Here is a 19,636-nt window from a genome sequence, read left to right on the forward strand (position 1 = left end):
GGCCCCGGACAGCTTGATGGATTTCGCCGCCTATTCGATCCGCAATCGGTTGGTCATGTGGCTGGTGATCCTGCTTTCGTTGTTCGCCGGCTATTTCGCCTATGCCAACATGCCGCGCTTCGAGGACCCTGAATTTACGATCCGGCAGGCGCAGATTTTCACACCCTATCCTGGCGGCAGCCCTGAAGAGGTCGCCCGCGAAGTTTCAGCACCGCTCGAAGAAGCTTTGCAGGATATGGCCGAGGTAAAGGAAATCCGCTCGGTTTCGTCCGCCGGCTTTTCCGAGATTTCGGTCGAGATTAAGTTCGAGGCATCACCGACCAAAAGCGACCTTCAGCTGATCTGGACCAAGCTGCGCAACAAGGTGAACGATGCAGCCGGTGATATGCCGCCTGGCGCGCAGCCGAGCCAGGTGTTCGACGAGTTCGGCGACGTGTTCGGGATCTATTACGTGCTCACCGGCGAAGGTTATTCGATGGCCGAACTGCGCCGATATGCGAAGACTCTGCGGCAGGATCTGCTTTCAGTCCCCGGTGTCGGCAAGATCGACATTGCGGGCGAGCAGGATGAAGTCATCTATGTCGAAATCTCGCGCCAGAATGCGGCTGCGCTTGGTTCGACAGTCAATGCGATTTTCCAGCAGCTCTCGACCCAGAACACGGTTGTGTCCGGCGGTACGGTCGATGTCGACGGCAAGCGGCTGATTATCACGCCTAGCGGCGATATCGATTCGGTTGAGGCCATTTCAAACCTGCTGGTTTCGTCCGCGGATGGCCGTGTGGTGCAATTGCGCGACATTGCGACCGTCACGCGCGACTATGCCGACCCGCCCGATTTTTTGGCTTATTACGACGGCGAACCGGCTCTGGTGTTGGGCATTGCTGCGGTGTCCGGCTCGAACGTTGTCGCGGTGGGCGAAGACCTGTCGGCAAAGCTGGCTGAGATCGAGCGCCAGCGCCCGGCGGGAATGGTGCTTCACGAATTCTATCATCAGGGAAAGATCGTCGAGAAGTCGGTGCTCGACTTCGTCGTCAATGTGATCATCGCGCTCGCGATTGTGATCGGCGCGCTGGTGATTTTCATGGGACTCAAGTCCGGTCTCGTGATCGGGATCGGACTGTTGCTGACCATCGCGGCGACGCTGGGGACGATGTATATGGGCAATATCCCGATGCACCGTATTTCGCTCGGCGCGCTGATCATTGCGCTTGGCATGTTGGTCGACAACGCGATTGTGGTGACCGACGGTATTCTCACCGGATGCCAGCGCGGGCGGCGGATTATCGATATTGCGAGTGATGTGGTGAAGCGGTCCATGTGGCCGCTGCTTGGCGGAACTCTGGTTGGTATTCTGGCCTTTGCGCCGATTGGTCTTGCCCCCGGCGATACCGCAGAATTCACCGGTGACCTGTTCTGGGTGATCCTGATTTCGCTGCTCTACAGCTGGATATTTGCGATCACGCTCACTCCGTTCCTGTGTTCGATCCTGTTCAAATCGGTTGAGGATCAATGCTCCGAAGGTTCGGGCGGCACGCCGATGGAGGAGAAACCATCGGGCAAGTTGATGCAGGGTTTCAAGGACCTGGTCGCCAAGCTCATTGGCCTGCGATGGCCAACAATTGGCGGTGCGGTTGCTCTGTTCGCGGCTTCGGTTGCCGGGTTCAGTCTCGTCACCCCCGGTTTCTTTCCGGCCTCGACCACCCCGCAAATGGTAGTCGATTACTGGTTGCCCGAAGGCACCGATATCGACGTCACCGATGCCGACTTGCGTAAGTTGGAAGAGCACGTTGCGGGGCTTGAAGGGGTCGAGCATGTCCATACGCTCGTCGGGCGCGGGACGCTGCGCTACATGCTCGTCTATCAGTTCGAAAGCTCGAACGCTGCCTATGGCCAGATGCTGGTCAAGCTCGACGACTACCGGCGGCTCGACACGCTGATCCCCGAGGTTCAGCAATATATCGACGACAATTTCACGCAGGCGCAGGGCAAGGTCTGGCGCTTTGTGCTCGGCCCCGGCGGCGGGTCGAAGATCGAAGCTACCTTCAGCGGCCCTGACCCGCAGGTGCTTCGCCGTCTCGCGGCGGAAGCACAGGAGATCTACAAACAGGATGGCGGCGCGATCGCGATCAAAGACAATTGGCGTCAGCCTGTGCCCGCAATCGAACCGGTCTATTCGGAAGTCAAAGGGCGACGTGCCGGGGTCAGCCGTTCGGATGTCGGCGAAGCGCTTGCGCGTAATTATTCCGGTCAGCGCGTCGGCGTGTACCGCGAGAATGACGACCTGATCCCGATCATGTCCCGCGCTCCCGAGAATGAGCGGCTCGATGTCTCTGGCATCGGAACGATCCAGGTGATTGGTCCGACCGGCGCCGCGGTTCCCGTCCAGCAGGTGACCGACGGGATCAACACCGTGTGGCGCGACAGCCGGTTGCGCCGCACCGATAATGTTTGGTCGATCAAGGCGCAGGCCGATCCAGCACCGGGAGTGATCGCAGGCGACCTTCAAGCGCGGGTCGAACCATTGGTCGACGCGATCCCGCGTCCGCCCGGCTACAATCTGGTGTGGGATGGCGAGTCCGGGAACTCGTCCGAAGCCAATGGGCAATTGGCCAGCGCTATCCCGTTTGGCTTTGGCGCAATGATCTTGGTGGTGATCTTCCTGTTCAACGCGCTCAGACAACCGCTGGTGATCTGGTCTGTGGTGCCTCTATCGCTGGTCGGGGTGGTATTCGGCCTAGTGGTCATGGGCGTGCCATTCGAATTCATGGCAATCCTCGGCGTGTTGTCCCTTGCGGGGTTGCTCATCAAGAACGCCATTGTGCTGGTCGATCAGATTGATCTCGAGATTGGCGAAGGCAAGCCGCGTTTCGATGCCTTGGTTGATAGCGCCGCCAGCCGTGTCCGGCCTGTTTTGCTCGGGTCTGGAACAACCGTGCTCGGGGTGATCCCGCTTTTCTTAGACGCTTTCTTCCAGTCGATGGCGGTGGTGCTGGTGTTCGGACTGACCTTTGCGACGGCACTCACGCTGGTGCTTGTGCCCGTGGTCTATGCGACGGTGTTCAGGATTTCGACCGATGAGACCGCTGACAAGACCGATAAGGTAGATTTGAGCGACGGCGATCCGGAGGTTCAACCGGCATGATGAGACGTGCGCTTCTACCATTGACGCTTCTAGCCCCATTGCTGGCTGGCTGTGCCACGCTCAGCACTGATGAAGACGTTGCCGAAGCCACGGCTGCTAGCCTTCCCACGCTTCCTGACCAATGGGCAGTCGATGGCGCGATACCGGGAGAGGTCAGGATCGGCTGGATCGAAGCAATTGGCGATCCGGTGCTCAGTCAGCTGGTGCTCGAAGCGCAGGCGAATAACCCTGACATTCGCGCCGCTGCTGCCAGCCTCGATTCTGCCCTGGCGTTGGTACGTCAGGCGCGTGCACCGCTATATCCGCAAATCAACGGGGTGCTGAATGTTGACCAAACCGACAGCCCGCAGCCATTTCAGCCGAATGACCCCGTCTACACCGGGACTGTGCAGGCGCAGTGGGAGGCCGATTTGTGGGGCCGCGTCCGATCTGGTCGCAACGTTGCCTATGCCAGCGCGCAGGCGGTCGAGGCCGATTTTCGGTTTGCCCAATATGCGCTCGCTCAGGGAGTAGCATCGGCCTATTTTGCTAGCATTGAGGCGCAAGAGCAGGTTGGCGTCGCAACACGCACGGTCGAGGCACTGGCGGAGATCGATAGGATAGTCCGGGTTCGTTACCGCGAAGGTTTCGCGTCGCGTCAGGACACCGCGACCGCGGGCTCCGATCTGGAAACTGCCCGCGATAGCTTGGCGCAAGCGTTAGGTGGTGCGCGTTCAGCGCGGCGAGCCCTCGAAGTGTTGCTAGGGCGCTATCCGGCAGACCGAATTGCGTTGGTCGAAGAGCTGCCTGAGACGCCGCCTCCGCCCCCGGCTGGTCTGCCCTCAGAAATGCTGGAGCGACGTCCCGATGTGATCGCGGCAGAGCGTAGAGTGGCGGCGGCGTTTGCCAGTCTTGATCAAGCGAAGGCCGCCCAGCTGCCAACAGTTTCGCTGACCGCAAGCGGCGGCGGCACTTCGACCGATTTGTTCGACATTCTCAACGGCCCGAACCTGCTCTGGTCGATTGTTGGGAATGTCCTCCAACCGATCTTCGATGGCGGATTGCGCGGCGCGCAGGAAGATGAAGCCGATGCCAATCGCCGTGCTGCCATCGCTCTGTATGCAAGCACCGCGCTGGGAGCTTTGCGCGACGTCGAGGACAATCTCGATCAAGTGCAGGTTCTCGCCCAGCGCGAGGTCATTCTTGAAAATGCTGCCGAGGAATCGGGCACTGCCTATGCGCTGGCGCAGCTGCAATATGCCGAAGGCGAGATCGCCCTGATCGATGTGTTGAATATTCAGCAGCGCTTGTTTGGCGCCGAGCGCAGCCTTGTCGCCGTGCGCCGTGCGCGGATCGAGCAATGGGTCACACTCAATCTGGCGCTGGGAGGCTCATGGGATTCTGGCCTTCCTTCTGAAACGCCGCCCGTTTTGCAGCCCTGAGGCCGAACGCATAGAAAAAGCCCGTCGGTGAGGAGGATCACCGACGGGCTTCTCTTGGCCTAGGCAGCCCAAGCCAATTTAGTCAGTTCAGAAAGCGAAGCGGATCCGCACACCTCCTGAATGCGATTGGTAGTCCGATGCGAAGCGGCCGCGATATTCCGCACCGATCGACAACCCGCCTTCGTTCACGAAGTCGACGCCAGCGGCGATGTCGAAGCGCGAGTCACCCGCTTCGTCGGCAATCACGGTGAAGGTGTCTGCGCCGCCGTTGAACGAGCCATTCACCGCCAGCGGATCGCTGCTCAGGTCATAGGCGTAGTCGACGCTTGCGAACGGGATCACACCGGTTTCCGCTTTGCCGGCCACTTTCAGGCCGAGCCGAGCTTCGAGGAAATCGGCGCTGTCGCTGTCGAGCGTCAGACCCAGACCGCCATTCTCGGTGAAGGTGTCACGCGAGAGTTCAGCGTAGCGCAGTCCGCCATTTGGAGTGATGACAACGCCGCCGGTCTCAATGTTGTAACCGACATTCAGGCTGCCATAGACACCATCGACATCGCTCTCACCAGTAATCGGCGAACCAAGCGCGGTCCGGCTGTTGTCGACGGAGCTTGTCGAATAGCCAAGCTCTGCGTTGACATAGGCCTGTCCCAGATCGAACCCGGCATAGGCACCAATCTGGATCGCGTCGATTTCGCTCTCCGCACCGGCCAGACCTCCAGCTTCGACTTCGATGTCGGAGTAGTTGAAGAGCACACCAACAGTGGTGTTTTCGCCAACTTTCCCGTCGAGGCCGAGGGTGAAGCCCAGCGTGTCGGCGTCATATCCGAGTGAGCTGAGGCTGGTTGGATCGGCATCGGCGGTGCGGTAGAACGCTTCGCCCCACAGACCCACTCCGTTACCGCTTAGACGGTCCTGCACTTGCGCGCTGGCGAGACGCTGAGCCTCGAAAATCTCGCGAGTGACACCGTCATTGATAGCAGGGAGCAAGGTAAGCGCCGCTGCTTCGAAATCAGTGGCCGAAGTCACGCCGTTCAATGCTGCGAAGACCGGAGCTGAGAGACGATTGTTCGCCGCAGCCGAAGTGATTGCACCGCCGAAGCTGTTGACGTTGGCATCTCCCGACACACCGGCAAGGTTTGCTGCGGCTGCGGTGATCGAGATCGATCCCAGATTGACCGTGTAGTCGATCAGGAAGTCGTCTTCGATCACGTTCACAGCCGTACCGTTATTGGTGAAAGTGCCGGTTTCGGTCAGAACGTCGATGGTCGAGCCAATATCAGCCTGACCGATCTGCGCCGTCGCAACATTCACGGCGCTGCCTGCGCCGAGCACCGTATCACCATCGACAGCCAGCGAGTCGACACCAAGGTCGAAGCCGAGCGTGCCGCCGACTGTCAGGTTGCCTTCGATAGAGCGAGCGCCGCTTACCGTGATCGAGCTTGCAGCATCGGTCGTCACATCAACTCCGCCCAGGATATCACCCGACAGCGTTGCTGTGCCTTCTCCGAATGCCAACGTGTCCGCGAATGCCGAACCGATGAAGTTGCCTTCCAACGAACCGCCATTCTGCACGAAGTTCAGAGCAGCGAGAGCTGTCGACGCGTCCACCGCAACCGGGCCGGTAATGGTTCCGCTGTTGGTAAAGGTGCCGGTGAAGGCTACGTTTTCAATCGACACAGCAGCGCCGGTCTCGGCAGAGATAGTGCCAGTGTTGACGATGTCCTGATCAGCCGTGACCGTAGTTCCTGCACCAGCGCCGTTGAACAGACGCAAGCCTGCCGAGGCACCCGAAGCCTGCGCTTCGCCGCGACCTGCGAGCGTGCCGTCGTTGACGATGGTGAAGCTACGGAGGTCGCCGTCGCCCGTGCCGAGCTGCAACGAAACCGCTGAGCCAGCAACATCTGCGTCAACCACACCTGTGTTGTTAAAGGTGAAGTTGTTGGCTGTGCCATCGGCATAAACGGTGCCGTTGCGCTGTGCCCCAGTACCCAGGATCGATCCCGAGTTGTTAACGGTCAGGCCATTGCCATCGATGTTCAGCGCGCGGCTGCCCGAGGAAATGACACCCGAGTTGTTGACGACGGCTCCTGTGAAGTCGCCTCCGCCAGCAGGGGTTGGGTTGCCGAAATACAGGCCGTTTTGAACGCCAGAGATCGTGCCTGAGTTATCGAGCACGCCCTGGAAGCTCACGCCATTGACGAAGCGGATGCCAGCAGTTGTGCCGCTATCACCTTCACTATCGATGGTGCCCGAGTTGGTGATGTTACCAACGAACAGGCCGTCCGACGTGCCATCGAGCGCGCCCATATTGCGCGTGCGTTCGAAGCGCAGGCCATCACCGGCTCCCGGTACTCCAGCAGCGGCAGTGCCGCGGCCCTGAATCGTTCCAGCGTTGGTGATGTCGAAAGTGTTGCCACCATCAGCAGCCGAAGCCAGCTCAACCGAGAAGCCAGCACCTTCGTTGCCTTCACCAGCATCGATCAGACCGCCTTCGAGGTTGTTCAACTCAAAGTTCTGAGCGGTGCTGTCTGCATAGACCGTACCATTGCGCTGATTTCCCGTGCCGATGATCGAACCCGAGTTGTTCACCACAAGACCGATACCGTCGATGTTCAATGCACGGCTGTCAGAAGAGATCGTGCCAGCGTTGTTCACGACACCGCCGGTGTGATCTGCACCTTGACCGGCCACTGGGTTGCCGAAGTACAGGCCGTTTTGCGCGCCGGAAATGACGCCGCCTGCTTCGTTGGTCAGCGTGCCTTGCAGCCCGATGCCGTTGACGAAGCGGATACCCGCAGTGGTACCCTGTGTGCTCTCGGAATTGATCAGACCGGAGTTGACGATCGTTCCGTCGAAAACACCGACATTGCCGACATTACCAATCCGCACACCGTCGCCAGCGCCGTTTGTGGCTGCGCTTGCCTGACCGCGACCCTGGATCGCGCCGGAGTTGACGAGGTCAAAAGTGTTGCCGTCAGGTGCGGTCTCCGCACCAAAGCCCGACCCTTCATTGCCTTCACCGGCATCGACGATGCCCGCATTGTTGAAGGTGAAGTCTTGCGCGGTGCTGTCTGCATAGACGGTGCCGTTGCGCTGGTTGCCAGTTCCGATGATCTGACCGGTAGTGAGATTGTTCACCACGAGACCAGTCCCATCGATGTTCAGCGCACGGCTGTCCGATGAGATAATGCCAGCATTGTTCACGACGCTGCCTGTGTGATCAGCGCCGCCTGCTGGCACAGCATTGCCGAAATAGAGGCCGTTCTGGACCCCTTCGATGATGCCACCCTCTTCGTTGGTCAGCGTGCCTTGGAACGAGACGCCGTTGACGAAGCGGATGCCAGCAGCAGTGCCTTGAGCACTCTCAGACGAGATCGTTCCGGAGTTGATGATATCGCCGGTGAACAGTCCGGTCGTCGAGCCATCGAGCATCCCGGCGACGCGGGTGCGCTCAAACCGGAGGCCGTCGCCAGCGGTTGCAGCGCCTGCACCAGCCTGTCCGCGACCTTGGATCGTTCCGGCGTTGGTGATCGAGAAGTCGTTACCGTCTTCGCTGAGTTCGGCAGAGAAGCCAGCGCCCTCATTGCCTTCGCCTGCGTCGATCACGCCGTCTTCGAAGTTGTTGAGCTCAAAGTTCTGGGCTGTGCTGTCAGCATAGACGGTCCCGTTACGCTGATTGCCGGTGCCGAGGATCGACCCTGAGTTGTTGATCACAAGACCAATACCGTCGAGGTTCAGCGCACGGCTGTCCGACGAGATGGTGCCGAGGTTGTTGACCACACTGCCGGTGTGATCGCCGCCGCCAGCCGGGGTTAGGTTGCCAAAGTACAGGCCGTTCTGCGCGCCCGAAATGACACCGGTTACGTCGTTGGTCAGCGTGCCTTGGAATGAAGTGCCGTTGACGAAGCGAATCCCTGCCGTAGTGCCTTGCGTGCTTTCCGAGTTGATCAGACCGGAATTGACGATGTCTCCGGTGAACAGTCCAGTGGTGGAGCCATCAAGCATCCCCGTAACACGGGTGCGCTCAAAGCGAAGGCCGTCACCAGCGGTTGCAGCGCCTGCTCCTGCTTGCCCGCGGCCCTGAATGGTGCCGCTGTTGAGAATGGTGAAGTTGTTGCCTTCTTCGCTCAGCTCAACCGAGAAGCCAGCACCTTGATTGGCCATGCCAGCATCGATGGTGCCTGCGTTGTTGAGCACGAAATCTTGCGCGGTGCTATCCGCATAGACAGTACCATTCCGCTGGCTGCCGGAACCGATGATGCGGCCACCTGTAAGGTTATTCACGACAAGGCCGGTGCCATCGATGTTAAGCGCGCGGCTGTCGGACGAAATCACGCCAGAGTTGAGCACAACGCCGCCGGTGTGATCGGCGTCGTTGCCGAAATACAGGCCGTTCTGCGCGCCAGAGATTGTGCCAGACGAAGTATTGTTCAGTGTGCCTTGAAAGCCAATACGGTTGGCAAACCGGATACCTGCAACAGTTCCCTGGGTGCTTTCCGAGTTGATCAGCCCGCTATTGGTGATGTCGCCTTCATAGATGTATTCCGGAGCAAGGCCCGGACCAAAGAAGCGAATGCCGTCACCAGCTGTACCGCCCATTGGCGAGGCTTGGCCGCGCCCTTGGATGGTTCCGGCGTTGGTGATCGAGCCGCCACGTGGTGCGCCGCCGCCGCCAACTTCGATTGCGATCCCGGCGCCTTCCACGCCTGCGTCGATCGAGCCGGTGGCTGAATTGTTGATCGTGATGTTGTTCGATGTGCGGTTGCCGTAGACAGCACCGTTGCGCTGGCTACCGGTGCCTAGGATCACTCCGTCGTTGTTCAGCGTCGCGTCTGTGCCATCGAAATTTACAACACGCGAATCGGCTTCAAGGCGGCCTGTCACTGCATTGTTAATTGTCGCACCGGCGGTTCCTTGGTTGACCTGAACGGTCTGCGTCACGCCGGTGGTCGCGAGCGTTCCGGCATTGTCGAGAGTAACGTCATTGTTCGCAACCACTACGACGGGTGCGCCATCGACGGTGCTGGTCACGCCTGCAGCAGCGGAGATTGCCTCGCCATCGGCTGCCGAGGTGACAGTTGCGTCGTCGCCATCATTGATAACCTGCTGTGCATGCGCAGAGCCTGCGACCAGAATCGCGAGCGATGATGAGGTTAGGAAGAGGCGTCCTGGAGTAAGGACTGTCCTTGGGTAGTTCGGGGTTTTCATAGTGCTGCCTTTCAATCCAAATAGGGGCGGAAGACGGGCCTAAGGGGTCAGGTGACCCGCCTTCCGAGGCAGTCATTTATGGTCAGAATCTTGGGCTGTATAATACAACCTTGTGATGGCTGCGATAAGCGCTACCTATCATTCAAGACATTGAAAAAAATATAAAAACTCAGAAGAACGCCAAGCGGCCGACTTGCAATTGCAAGCCGGCTTGATCGCTCAGAACCGAGTTCTCACTGGCAGAATTTGGTATTAGTGGAGTGAGCCAGCTCCTTCTGGCGGAGCCGATCTGATCTGCTCGCACAAGGCCATCAAGATATGCTCGCGCGGGCATCCTTCGCGGGAGAGGAAGCCGATGTCGCGGCCGTAGTTCTCGTCGTCAATTTCGACAAAGCGGATATCGGGGTTGGCGCACTGGAGAATGCGGCGCGCCAGCATCGGCACGAGCGAACAGCCAACACCTTCCGCAAGGTAATGCGATACGGTTAGCAAGTTCATGGCTTGCAATTGATCCGGCATATCAATGCCGATATTTTTGTCGCGGCAAAGAGCGACTGTCTCCGCTCTCAGGCAGTGCTCTTCGGTTACCAGCAGCAATTCCTCGATGGGAATGTCGTCCGCCGAAATCGCTTTAGCATTGGCGAGGCGATGATGCTTCGAAACGATCAGTCCGAACGGCTCTCGGATCACAGGCGTGAATTTGTATCCTCCCACTTCGATAGGGCCACTCACCAGCCCGACGTCGATCATGCGCGAATCCAGTTCGGCAAGCACTTGCTGGGTCGGTTGTTCGCGGAAAATGGTTACCAGCTCGTCTGCGACGTCGCCAATCGAGCTCTTGAGATAGGGAAGAACAAAGGGGGCGAGTGTCGGGATCAGACCGATGCGCAAAGGCGCGGCAAGAGGATCTCGATATTCGGCAGCCGTATCGCTAATCCGTTGGGCGGACCTCAGGACATCCTTGGCGGTCAGGACAATCCGTGAGCCAGCTTCGGTCGTCTTCACGCCGCTATTGGTGCGCGCGAATAATTCGACGCCAAGCCGCTCCTCAAGCTTCTTCACTTGAGCCGAGAGCGCCGGCTGACTGACATGGCATGAATCTGCGGCGCGTCCGAAATTGCGGTATCGGTCGACGGCGGCAACATATTCCAGATCGCGAATATTCATGGAAATCCCCTCACACTGAGGGGTAATTCGGAGCTTTCCGCGATTGGTTACAGGTCAAGTGAGATTTCCGGCGTCTTGCCGCTACGTTGCCCAGACATGGAAACAGCAATGCGCGCGCCAAGCCGAGCACAGTTCCATAGCTTTTCAGAAAAGAAATTGGTGCGGTCGAGAAGACTCGAACTTCCACGGGCGTTAGCCCACAACGACCTCAACGTTGCGCGTCTACCAGTTCCGCCACGACCGCACTCGGGAGACCGGGGCGCTTTGTCTGGCGCCCCTCGGTAGGAGCGCGCCACTAGCAAGGGGTCTGCGACACCGCAAGAGATTTGAACGCCCTTTCGCGCAAGACCGCACAATAAGCCTTCATACGCATGTCCCACTGGGGGACTTCCTCGCCAGAACGCTTGCGAACAGGGTTAATAACGCGTCAACCATGATGCATGAGTTTGGCTGCTGCCTTCGTGATGATCGCCCAAAGCGCCGCACCCGCCATCGCCGATGCGCCGCGTGGTCGCCGGACGGCAGGCCCGATCTATGTGACAGCCAGCGCCCGGGTGATCCGTCCGGTGGAAGTGCGGCTGCGCATGACCCGCGATGGCGCAAAGGTGGAAAGCAATTCCGACATTCCCGTGCAGCGCCGCCGCGACAAGGCGGGCACCGTCTGGATCGAATTCAACTGAGTTCTTGGCATGACGTTCAGCTGGGCGACCAGCCGATTTCGGCGGCTTTTGCGTTGGCAGGAATGTCGGAGATGGCCTCCGTCACATTCAGGCTTTCTCCTGGCGCTAATTGCGACTTGGACGGGACAACCACCCAATTTCCAACTTGCCGCTCGCGCTCGTCCCGGAAAACGATCAGCAGGCTGGGCACCGAAACAGTTTCGCGGCCTGAATTGGTGATCGCTCCGCGCACCCGGAAAATGTCCTCGCCGGTTTCGAGCGTCTCGGTCCGCTGCTGCGAGGCCGGGAAATCGAGTTCCAGATCGGGTTGACCGATCCCGAATGTCGGACGGTTGAACGGAGCCCAATCAGGCGCCCCGTAATAATTGACTGCAACGATCGTGGCCGTGGCCAACAGCGCGAAGATAGCAGCCGCTGCCGTCCACATCTTGAGCGGATTTCGGCGTGCGGTGAAAGGCGGCGAATAGTCAAACTGCGACACTTCGCCTTCATCGTAACGGTCGTCATAATCGGACACGCTATCTGCTGTCTGATCGGCCAGCGGATCTTCGTCGGTTTCGAAGGATGGCGGATCGACATCATCAACCGGAGGAGGTGTTTCTTCCGGTTCGCTTTCAGGAGGGCTCTCTTGCTGAGCCAATCCTTGCCGTAGAGCGCGTGTCGCCATGCCATCGGACGGATGGTCTTCGGTCTTCCAATGGTTGATCGAAGGCGCTTCACCGCTCTTCTCGGCGTCCGGTTTTGCAGGCGCCGGCGGTGCGGGCTCCTCTTTTGGGGCAGGCGCAGGCGCCGGAATGGGTGGGGCCGCGGATGCCGTCGCAGGAGCTGGTTCGGTCAGATCGAGGGGCACTGCATCCTGGAACCAGCTATGCTTGCACTTGGCGCAGCGCACGGTTCTGCCTTCGCCTCCGATGGCGGATTCTGGCACCGCATAGCGGGTCGCGCAGGCAGGACAGGCGATGATCATCGAATGCGATTCAATAGGCTTGGCCCGCGCCCGCACAAGTGCACCGCAGCGCTACAGCGACGAATCGCGCCTTTTTTCCACACTGGAGCGCGCCTATAATGGGGAATGTGATGATGGGCTTCCCCGCAAGACGGGCCTGCGTTAGGGGCGGGCGATGACCGACCGCGCCAGCGAAATCGTGAAATTCGACAATGTCGGGCTGCGCTATGGCACTGACCCGGAGGTGCTGAGCGATCTGAGCTTCACGCTATTTCCGGGCAGTTTCTACTTCCTCACCGGAGCGAGCGGGGCAGGCAAGACCAGCCTGCTGAAGCTGCTTTACCTCGCGCAGCGACCCTCACGCGGGGCAATCCGCATGTTTGGCAAGGACGTCATCACGCTGCCGCGCGTGCGCCTTCCGGATTTTCGGCGTCGGCTCGGCGTGGTGTTTCAGGACTTCCGTTTGGTCGACCACCTTTCTGCGTTCGATAATGTCGCACTGCCACTCAGGCTTAGCGGCGCGCGCGAAGCCGATGTGATCAAGCCGGTCTCCGACATGCTCGAATGGGTCGGACTTTCGCACCGTGCTCAAGCAGACCCCGCGACGATGTCAGGCGGTGAGCAGCAGCGCGTGGCGATTGCGCGGGCCGTGATCGCACGCCCAAAGATTCTGATTGCCGACGAGCCGACAGGCAATGTCGACCCCGAAATGGCGCTCAAATTGCTGCGACTGTTTGAAGCGCTCAACCACAGGGTTGGTACTACCGTCATTGTCGCCACTCACGATGTGCATCTGCTCAAGAAAGTGCCGGATTCGCTGATCATGCGACTCAATAAAGGTCGCTTGTCGGACCCGACCGGAGCGCTTCGTTTCCCGCCGCGACCAAGTGGTACAAGTGAAACGCGGACCGAGGTGCAGCCATGAGCGAAGCGCCGACCACCGCAGAGCCTTCGAAATTGGCGGCAACCAAAGACGCTGTCGCGCTGCGGGGCAATCTGGCGTCGCGCTTGCTTCCACAAACGCGCTTTGGCGGACCTATTCCGTGGGTGATCGCGATCCTAATTGCGTTGGTCGTCGTTGCAGCGGCTGGTGGATTGTCGCTTCGCAACCTCGCAGAGAGCGCACGAGGCGATCTGTCCAATGCAGTTACGGTTCAGATCGTCGAAGCCGACGCCGGGAAACGCGCGCTGGAAACGCAGCGCGTCGCCGAAGCCTTGGCCGAGCAGACCTTGGTTCGGTCCGTTCGAGTCGTGCCCGAGGAAGAGCTCAGCGAGCTGCTGGAACCTTGGCTGGGTCAGGGCGCGAGCAGTGAGGACTTGCCGATCCCGGCGTTGATCGATGTCGAATTGTCGCGGCAAGCGGAGACGGGCGAAATTGAGGCCTTGCAGAGCTATTTGCAGGAAACCGTTCCAGGCGCGCGTGTCGATGCGCAATCCGATTGGTTGCGCCCGGTCTACGATGCGCTCGCCGCGCTGCAATATCTGGCCTTGGCGCTGATCGCTTTGGTCGCTTTTGCAACCGCCGCAGCCGTATGGCTCGCAGCCAGAAGCGCCTTCGCCAATCATAGCGACACGGTGGAGATCATCCATCTGCTCGGCGGTACGGACGCCCAGCTGACCGGCATTTTTCAGCGCTCGGTGGTTCGTGACGCCGCATTTGGCGGGATTGTCGGTCTTGTGCTCGGCCTGGCGGCAGTCTGGCTGTTGGGGCAACAGTTCTCGCAGCTCGACAGCGGGATGATCGCAGGCGGAGGGCTGGGCGTGACCGATTGGCTCATCATTGCGGCCATTCCCATCGGAGGCGTCCTGTTGGCGCTGCTGACAGGAAAGATCACGATTGCGCTCGCGCTCCGGAAGATGTTGTGAGAGCGGCGACATGATCAGACACATCATCTCTGCATTCTTTCTGATTTGGGCGCTCGGCTTCCTGTGGTTCACAGTGTCGCTGCCGCAACCGGCCGAGGAAATGACCACTGATGCGGTTATCGTACCGACCGGTGGCGCCGGGCGGATCGCGCAAGGCCTGGAGGTCCTGGACAAAGGGCTGGCCGAGCGAATGCTCGTGAGCGGGGTTGATCGCGAAGTGCGGCCCGAAGAATTTGCTGCGCAGTTCGAAGTCGAACAAGCGCAGATGGATTGCTGCATCACGCTCGGCTTCGCCGCGGTCGACACACGCTCCAACGCCGCTGAAATCGCGCAGTGGGTCGAGGACAATGAGGTAACGTCATTGCGCCTCGTTACCACCGATTGGCACATGCGCCGCGCTGCCGGAGAATTGGACCGGACATTGCCCGATAGCGTCACGGTCGTGCGCGATGCTGTGCCGTCGGAGCCGAGCCTGACCAGCCTGTTCCTTGAATATCACAAGCTGCTCGCCAGTTGGATCGCTGGTCTGTTCGGTTTCTGAGAATATTGTGGCACTCCTTCGTAGCCTTGTTTTCTACCTGTTGTTTTACGGGTTCAGCGCGTTGCTGGTGATCGCTTCTGTGGTCGCGATTCCGTTCGGGCGGCATCGGTTGAAGTGGGTCGTGGCGACATGGGGACGGTGGCATCGCTGGTGCGTGCAGAACCTGCTGGGCATCACCATCGTCGTCGACGGCACTCTGCCCGACGAGCCGGTGCTGATCGCGATCAAGCATGAAAGCTACTTCGAAGCGATCGATCTGCCGCGCTTGCTGAGCTTTCCGGCGGTGTTCGCCAAACAAGAGCTGTTCGCCATCCCCGGGTGGGGCTTTTCTGCCAAGGTATACGGCCTGGTCCCGGTCGCGCGCGACGAGGGGGCAAGGGCTCTGCGGCACATGATCGCGACGGCCAAGCAGCGGATCGACGAGGGACGTCCGCTGGTCATCTTCCCGGAAGGCACGCGGGTCGAGCATGGGAATGGACCCCAACTGCAATCGGGCTTTGCCGGGCTGTACAAGCTACTCAGATTGCCCGTGGTCCCGGTCGCTGTGAACAGCGGGCCGCTCTACAATGGCGCGGTGAAACGGTCGGGAACCATCACTTACCGGATCGGTGAGATAGTGCCGGCTGGCTTGCCCCGGGCAGAAGCCGAGCAGCGCGTTCATGCGGCAATTAATGCTTTGAATTAGTTTCTTGTTTGGCTTCAAACGCCAGCGGCGACATCCGTCGCCTCGGCTTTCCTCGCTCACGCGACCTGAAGGCCGCATCGCTGCGGTCGCTACGCGCCCGATTGATTTCTACGTCGGCGAGCTAGGTCTTTTCCCCATGATCCTTGCGACCGAAATCTGGGCGCTCGTCATCCTGACCTTCCTGAATGATCGAGCGACGGATTGCGCGTGTGCGGCTGAACAGGTCGTGCAGCGCATCGCCATCGCCTGACCGGATCGCGCGCTGGAGCGCCGTTAGGTCCTCGGTGAAGCGACCCAGCATCTCCAAGACGGCTGACTTGTTCGACAGGAACACGTCGCGCCACATCACCGGGTCCGACGCAGCAATCCGGGTGAAATCGCGGAAACCGCCTGCAGAGTATTTGATAACCTCGCTGCGCGTGACGTCTTCGAGGTCGCTTGCGGTTCCGACAATGGTGAAGGCTATAAGGTGCGGAATGTGGCTGGTCACTGCAAGTACAAGGTCGTGATGCTCGGCATCCATGATCTCGATCCGAGCGCCTAGCTTGGTCCAGAATTCGTCAAGCGCATCGACCGCGTTCTGGTCGGCATCGGCTGGCGGGGTGAGGATGCACCAGCGATTGGTGAAGAGTGTCGCAAAGCCAGCGTTCGGCCCGCTCTGCTCGGTGCCTGCGACGGGGTGCGCAGGAATGATTGTGTGGTTCGGAAGGGCCGCCGCGAGGGTCTCCGCCACCCCCTGCTTCGAGGAACCAACATCGCTGATGATTGCGCTGGGCGGCACGGTATCGGCAAAGTTGCGCGCCGCGTCGCCCATCGCTCCCATGGGCACGCACAGGATCACCAGATCAGCATCGCGCACGGCATCAGCAGCGGTCTCGCAGATCGTGCCCGCGAGACCGCGCTCGCCTGCGGCTGCGCGAACATCGGGATCGCGATCAAATCCAGTGGTGGCGATTTCCGCCGCGTGTTCGCGCACGGCGAGGCCGATTGACCCGCCGAGCAGGCCCAGGCCGATAATGGCAACTTTGCGGATCGTCATGGCGCTTCTCCGCACAATTCGCGCAAGGTTGCGGTGACGCGGGTCATGTCCTCGGTCTTGCCGATAGTGATACGCAGCGCCTGCGGCAGGCCATGACCAGGGAGATGACGGACCGCGTATCCGGCCCCGGCCAGCGCATCGCGCGCGGTCTCGGCAGTCAGATCGCCTTCGAACAGCACCAAAAGGAAGTTCGCCTCGCTTGGCACCGCACGCAGGCCGTGATTGCCCAGCGCTGCAATCGCCTCGGCGAAGCGAATGCGCTCGGCAGCATTATGCTCGCGGCTGGCGGTCACGAAGTCCTGATCGCCAAGCGCATCCAATGCCGCCCGTTGGCCGCTTCGGCTGACGTTGAAAGCTCCGCGTAAACGGTTAATAAGATCAATCAGATGCGGCGATCCTGTCGCCCAGCCAACCCGTTCCGAGGCGAGGCCATAGGCCTTGGAAAAAGTCCGGCTGACCAGCACATTCTCATGCGCAGCGGCAAGCGCGAAGCCGCCATCGTCGACGCCGTCCGCCAGATATTCGGCATAAGCATGGTCGATCACCAGCAGCACATCTGAGGGTAAACCGAAGTGCAGCCGCTCCACCTCAGAAGCAGGCAGCCAGCTTCCCACTGGGTTGTTGGGATTGTCGAGCAAAACCAGACGGGTGTTTGGTGTTGTCGCGGCAAGCAGGTTGTCGACCGAGGCAGCATAGTCAGCATCGTCGGAAAACACCGGCACCGCGCCAACCTTTTGCGCTAACAGGGGATAAAGCGAGAAGGAGTATTTCGAACAGAGCACTTCATCGCCCGCACCGGCGAATGCCTGCACCACGCAATGAAGCAGCTCCCCCGACCCTGTCCCGCACACGATTCGGTCCGCATCCAGTCCATGAACCTCGGCAATCTTCGCCCGAAGTGCTTTGCTGTCGGGATCGGGATAGCTCGCCGCCTCTCCGCGTGCCTCTTCCAGTGCCGCCAACGCGGCGGGGCTCGTCCCGAGCGGATTTTCGTTAGCCGAGAGCTTTACAAGCGGGCGGCCATCGCTCGCGGTTGCTCTTCCCGGAACATAGGCGTGGATCGCGTCGATCCAGGGTTTGGGAGTGGGTTTCAATTCCATCGCGTGCCGCTTGAAAGAAAAACAGCCCTTCGACAAGCTCAGGGCGAACGGTTAAGGGGGCAAACCCAAACTTATCCGTTCGTGCTGAGCCTGTCGGGGCGAAGCCGGGCATCAGCCCAACCACTGCACTTTCCTCAGTATAGCGCAAAATGTCTGACCATTCGCAACTTTTCAAAATGGCCGAAAATCTCCCGCTCGACAGCGGGCAGGCGCTTGTCGGCGCGCAAATCGCCTATGAGACATACGGCGAACTGGCGGCGGACAAATCCAATGCGGTGCTGATTTGCCACGCGCTGACCGGCGACCAATATGTTGCGAGTACGCATCCAGTGACCGGCAAGCCGGGTTGGTGGGAGCGGATGGTTGGCCCAGGCAGACCGATTGACACTAACCGTTTCCACGTGATCTGCGCCAACGTGATCGGCAGCTGCATGGGCTCGACCGGCCCGGCCAGCATTGGCCCGGATGGACAGCCCTATGCGATGCGTTTCCCGGTCATCACTATCCGCGACATGGTGCGCGGGATTGTGGCGCTGCTTGATGGACTGAAGATCGACCGGCTCCATACCGTAGTTGGTGGTTCGATGGGAGGAATGCAGACGCTGAGCCTCGCGGCCAACTGGCCAGAGCGAGTAGAACGCGTCTTGGTGATCGCCTCGACCGCGCGGCATTCGGCGCAGAACATCGCGTTCCACGAAGTCGGACGGCAGGCGATCATGGCCGATCCGGCATGGGCGGGTGGCGATTACTACGCGAGCGAAGCCTCGCCCGACAACGGTCTCGCCGTGGCGCGAATGGCGGCGCATATCACGTATTTGTCCGAAGAGGGGCTGACCGAGAAGTTCGGGCGGCGCTTGCAGGATCGTGACAGCAAGAGCTTCGGTTTCGACGCAGACTTTCAGGTCGAAAGCTATCTGCGATATCAAGGCAGCGGTTTCACTCAGCGGTTTGACGCCAATTCCTACCTCTACATCACCCGTGCGATGGACTATTTCGACCTGGCCGAGGAGCATGGCGGGAAGCTCGCCGATGCCTTCGCTGGCACGTCATCGCGCTTCTGCCTAGTGAGCTTCGACACCGACTGGCTGTATCCGACATCGGAAAGCCGCCACATCGTCCACGCACTCAACGCGGCGGGCGCCAAGGTCAGCTTTGTCGAACTTTCCGCTCCCAACGGCCATGACAGCTTCCTGCTCGAACACGCCCAGCTCGACCGTGTAGTTCAGGGGTTCCTCGAATGACCTCCGTAGACCTTCGCCCCGATCTGGCAGTGATCGCCGATCATGTCGCGCCCAATACGCGCGTGCTCGATATCGGCTGCGGCAATGGTGCGCTGCTGAGCGAGCTTGAAAGTACGAAGCAAGTCGATGCGCGAGGCATGGAGATCGATCCAGCCAAGGTTGAACGTTGCGTCACTCGCGGACTTTCCGTGGTGCAGGGCGATGCCAACGCCGACCTTGCGAACTATCCAGACAAGGCGTTCGACTACACGATCCTCAGCCAGACCCTGCAAACGGCAATTCGGCCCGATCTGATGCTCGATGAGCTGCTGCGGGTGGGGCAAAAGGCGTTTGTCTCGTTCCCCAACTTCGCCCACTGGCGCACCCGCGCGGCGCTGATGTTCGGCGGCCGCATGCCGGTCACTCGCGCTCTGCCGGTCAGCTGGTACGCGACTGAGAACATCCACCACGTGACTGTCGATGATTTCCGCGATCTGGCAAAAGAAAAGCGCGCCCGGATCGAGCGCGCCTGGTTCTTTGCCAATGAAAGCGAAATCGGCGCGGCAGGTGCCAACTGGCGCGCCGAATTCGCGGTGTTTCAGTTAAGCCGTTAGGAACTTA

The 19,636-nt window shown here is 60.1% G+C and carries 14 protein-coding genes and 1 tRNA gene; 9 read left to right on the plus strand and 6 right to left on the minus strand.

What is annotated here, in order from left to right; all coding sequences use genetic code 11:
* Positions 1–16 precede the first annotated feature (16 nt).
* Both Q0837_RS17105 and Q0837_RS17110 read left to right on the plus strand, forming a co-directional pair.
* Positions 17–3,142 carry an efflux RND transporter permease subunit gene (locus tag Q0837_RS17105; protein ID WP_298471525.1) on the plus strand — a complete coding sequence of 1,042 codons (3,126 nt, stop codon included), beginning with the start codon at positions 17–19 and terminating at the stop codon, positions 3,140–3,142.
* Positions 3,139–4,563, plus strand: a complete 1,425-nt coding sequence (locus tag Q0837_RS17110; protein ID WP_298471527.1) for an efflux transporter outer membrane subunit — start codon at positions 3,139–3,141, stop codon at positions 4,561–4,563. Before Q0837_RS17105 ends, Q0837_RS17110 begins: the two co-directional genes overlap by 4 nt.
* Before the next feature lie 87 nt (positions 4,564–4,650).
* Here the strand turns inward: Q0837_RS17110 and Q0837_RS17115 are convergent, their stop codons facing one another.
* The 3 genes from Q0837_RS17115 to Q0837_RS17125 all read right to left on the minus strand — a co-directional run bounded on the left by Q0837_RS17115 (position 4,651) and on the right by Q0837_RS17125 (position 11,182).
* Complete coding sequence (locus Q0837_RS17115; protein ID WP_298471530.1) at positions 4,651–9,771, minus strand: autotransporter domain-containing protein; 5,121 nt, start codon at positions 9,769–9,771, stop codon at positions 4,651–4,653.
* 252 nt (positions 9,772–10,023) lie between these two features.
* Positions 10,024–10,938, minus strand: a complete 915-nt coding sequence (locus Q0837_RS17120; protein ID WP_298471532.1) for a LysR substrate-binding domain-containing protein — start codon at positions 10,936–10,938, stop codon at positions 10,024–10,026.
* Between the two features lie 157 nt (positions 10,939–11,095).
* Positions 11,096–11,182: transfer RNA gene (locus Q0837_RS17125), tRNA-Leu, on the minus strand.
* Positions 11,183–11,378: 196 nt separating this feature from the next.
* Between Q0837_RS17125 and Q0837_RS17130 the strand changes: the two genes are divergently transcribed.
* Positions 11,379–11,618: a hypothetical protein gene (locus tag Q0837_RS17130; RefSeq protein WP_298471534.1), complete on the plus strand. Its 240-nt coding sequence runs from the start codon at positions 11,379–11,381 to the stop codon at positions 11,616–11,618.
* Positions 11,619–11,634: 16 nt separating this feature from the next.
* On the opposite strand, the gene Q0837_RS17135 is transcribed toward Q0837_RS17130, so the two are convergent.
* The gene (locus Q0837_RS17135) at positions 11,635–12,585 is read right to left on the minus strand and encodes an MJ0042-type zinc finger domain-containing protein (RefSeq protein WP_298471537.1); all 951 of its coding nucleotides are present in this window, start codon (positions 12,583–12,585) and stop codon (positions 11,635–11,637) included.
* Between the two features lie 154 nt (positions 12,586–12,739).
* On the opposite strand from Q0837_RS17135, the gene ftsE reads away from it, so the two are divergent.
* The 4 genes from ftsE to Q0837_RS17155 are packed head-to-tail and all read left to right on the plus strand — an operon-like array spanning position 12,740 to position 15,656.
* Positions 12,740–13,489, plus strand: coding sequence for a cell division ATP-binding protein FtsE (gene ftsE, locus Q0837_RS17140; RefSeq protein WP_298471539.1), 750 nt, complete (start codon positions 12,740–12,742; stop codon positions 13,487–13,489).
* Positions 13,486–14,430 (plus strand): cell division protein, encoded by a 945-nt coding sequence (locus tag Q0837_RS17145; protein WP_298471541.1) that lies wholly within the window; start codon positions 13,486–13,488, stop codon positions 14,428–14,430. The genes ftsE and Q0837_RS17145 overlap by 4 nt, the downstream gene beginning before the upstream one ends.
* A gap of 10 nt (positions 14,431–14,440) precedes the next feature.
* Complete coding sequence (locus tag Q0837_RS17150) at positions 14,441–14,971, plus strand: YdcF family protein (protein ID WP_298471544.1); 531 nt, start codon at positions 14,441–14,443, stop codon at positions 14,969–14,971.
* 7 nt (positions 14,972–14,978) lie between these two features.
* Positions 14,979–15,656, plus strand: a complete 678-nt coding sequence (locus Q0837_RS17155) for a 1-acyl-sn-glycerol-3-phosphate acyltransferase (protein WP_298471547.1) — start codon at positions 14,979–14,981, stop codon at positions 15,654–15,656.
* Between the two features lie 121 nt (positions 15,657–15,777).
* On the opposite strand, the gene Q0837_RS17160 is transcribed toward Q0837_RS17155, so the two are convergent.
* On the minus strand, positions 15,778–16,695 hold the full coding sequence (locus Q0837_RS17160; protein WP_298471550.1) for a prephenate/arogenate dehydrogenase family protein: 918 nt from the start codon (positions 16,693–16,695) through the stop codon (positions 15,778–15,780).
* Positions 16,692–17,795, minus strand: coding sequence for a histidinol-phosphate transaminase (locus Q0837_RS17165; protein WP_298471553.1), 1,104 nt, complete (start codon positions 17,793–17,795; stop codon positions 16,692–16,694). Before Q0837_RS17165 ends, Q0837_RS17160 begins: the two co-directional genes overlap by 4 nt.
* Positions 17,796–17,971: 176 nt before the next feature.
* Here Q0837_RS17165 and Q0837_RS17170 point away from each other — a divergent pair, with 176 nt between their 5' ends.
* Together Q0837_RS17170 and metW are read left to right on the plus strand one after the other, a co-directional pair.
* On the plus strand, positions 17,972–19,036 hold the full coding sequence (locus Q0837_RS17170; protein WP_298471555.1) for a homoserine O-acetyltransferase: 1,065 nt from the start codon (positions 17,972–17,974) through the stop codon (positions 19,034–19,036).
* On the plus strand, positions 19,033–19,629 hold the full coding sequence (metW, locus tag Q0837_RS17175; protein ID WP_298471558.1) for a methionine biosynthesis protein MetW: 597 nt from the start codon (positions 19,033–19,035) through the stop codon (positions 19,627–19,629). Before Q0837_RS17170 ends, metW begins: the two co-directional genes overlap by 4 nt.
* Positions 19,630–19,636: the final 7 nt, after the last annotated feature.

Source organism: uncultured Erythrobacter sp., from assembly GCF_947499705.1.
GTDB lineage: Bacteria > Pseudomonadota > Alphaproteobacteria > Sphingomonadales > Sphingomonadaceae > Erythrobacter.

What these genes read in the sequence shown, in the direction of transcription:
- Q0837_RS17105 (WP_298471525.1), top strand. Translation starts at nt 17, where the DNA reads ATGGATTTCGCCGCCTATTCGATCCGCAATCGGTTGGTCATGTGGCTG.
- Q0837_RS17110 (WP_298471527.1), top strand. Translation starts at nt 3,139, where the DNA reads ATGATGAGACGTGCGCTTCTACCATTGACGCTTCTAGCCCCATTGCTG.
- Q0837_RS17115 (WP_298471530.1), bottom strand. Translation starts at nt 9,771, where the DNA reads ATGAAAACCCCGAACTACCCAAGGACAGTCCTTACTCCAGGACGCCTC.
- Q0837_RS17120 (WP_298471532.1), bottom strand. Translation starts at nt 10,938, where the DNA reads ATGAATATTCGCGATCTGGAATATGTTGCCGCCGTCGACCGATACCGC.
- Q0837_RS17130 (WP_298471534.1), top strand. Translation starts at nt 11,379, where the DNA reads ATGAGTTTGGCTGCTGCCTTCGTGATGATCGCCCAAAGCGCCGCACCC.
- Q0837_RS17135 (WP_298471537.1), bottom strand. Translation starts at nt 12,585, where the DNA reads ATGATCATCGCCTGTCCTGCCTGCGCGACCCGCTATGCGGTGCCAGAA.
- ftsE (WP_298471539.1), top strand. Translation starts at nt 12,740, where the DNA reads ATGACCGACCGCGCCAGCGAAATCGTGAAATTCGACAATGTCGGGCTG.
- Q0837_RS17145 (WP_298471541.1), top strand. Translation starts at nt 13,486, where the DNA reads ATGAGCGAAGCGCCGACCACCGCAGAGCCTTCGAAATTGGCGGCAACC.
- Q0837_RS17150 (WP_298471544.1), top strand. Translation starts at nt 14,441, where the DNA reads ATGATCAGACACATCATCTCTGCATTCTTTCTGATTTGGGCGCTCGGC.
- Q0837_RS17160 (WP_298471550.1), bottom strand. Translation starts at nt 16,695, where the DNA reads ATGACGATCCGCAAAGTTGCCATTATCGGCCTGGGCCTGCTCGGCGGG.
- Q0837_RS17165 (WP_298471553.1), bottom strand. Translation starts at nt 17,795, where the DNA reads ATGGAATTGAAACCCACTCCCAAACCCTGGATCGACGCGATCCACGCC.
- Q0837_RS17170 (WP_298471555.1), top strand. Translation starts at nt 17,972, where the DNA reads ATGGCCGAAAATCTCCCGCTCGACAGCGGGCAGGCGCTTGTCGGCGCG.
- metW (WP_298471558.1), top strand. Translation starts at nt 19,033, where the DNA reads ATGACCTCCGTAGACCTTCGCCCCGATCTGGCAGTGATCGCCGATCAT.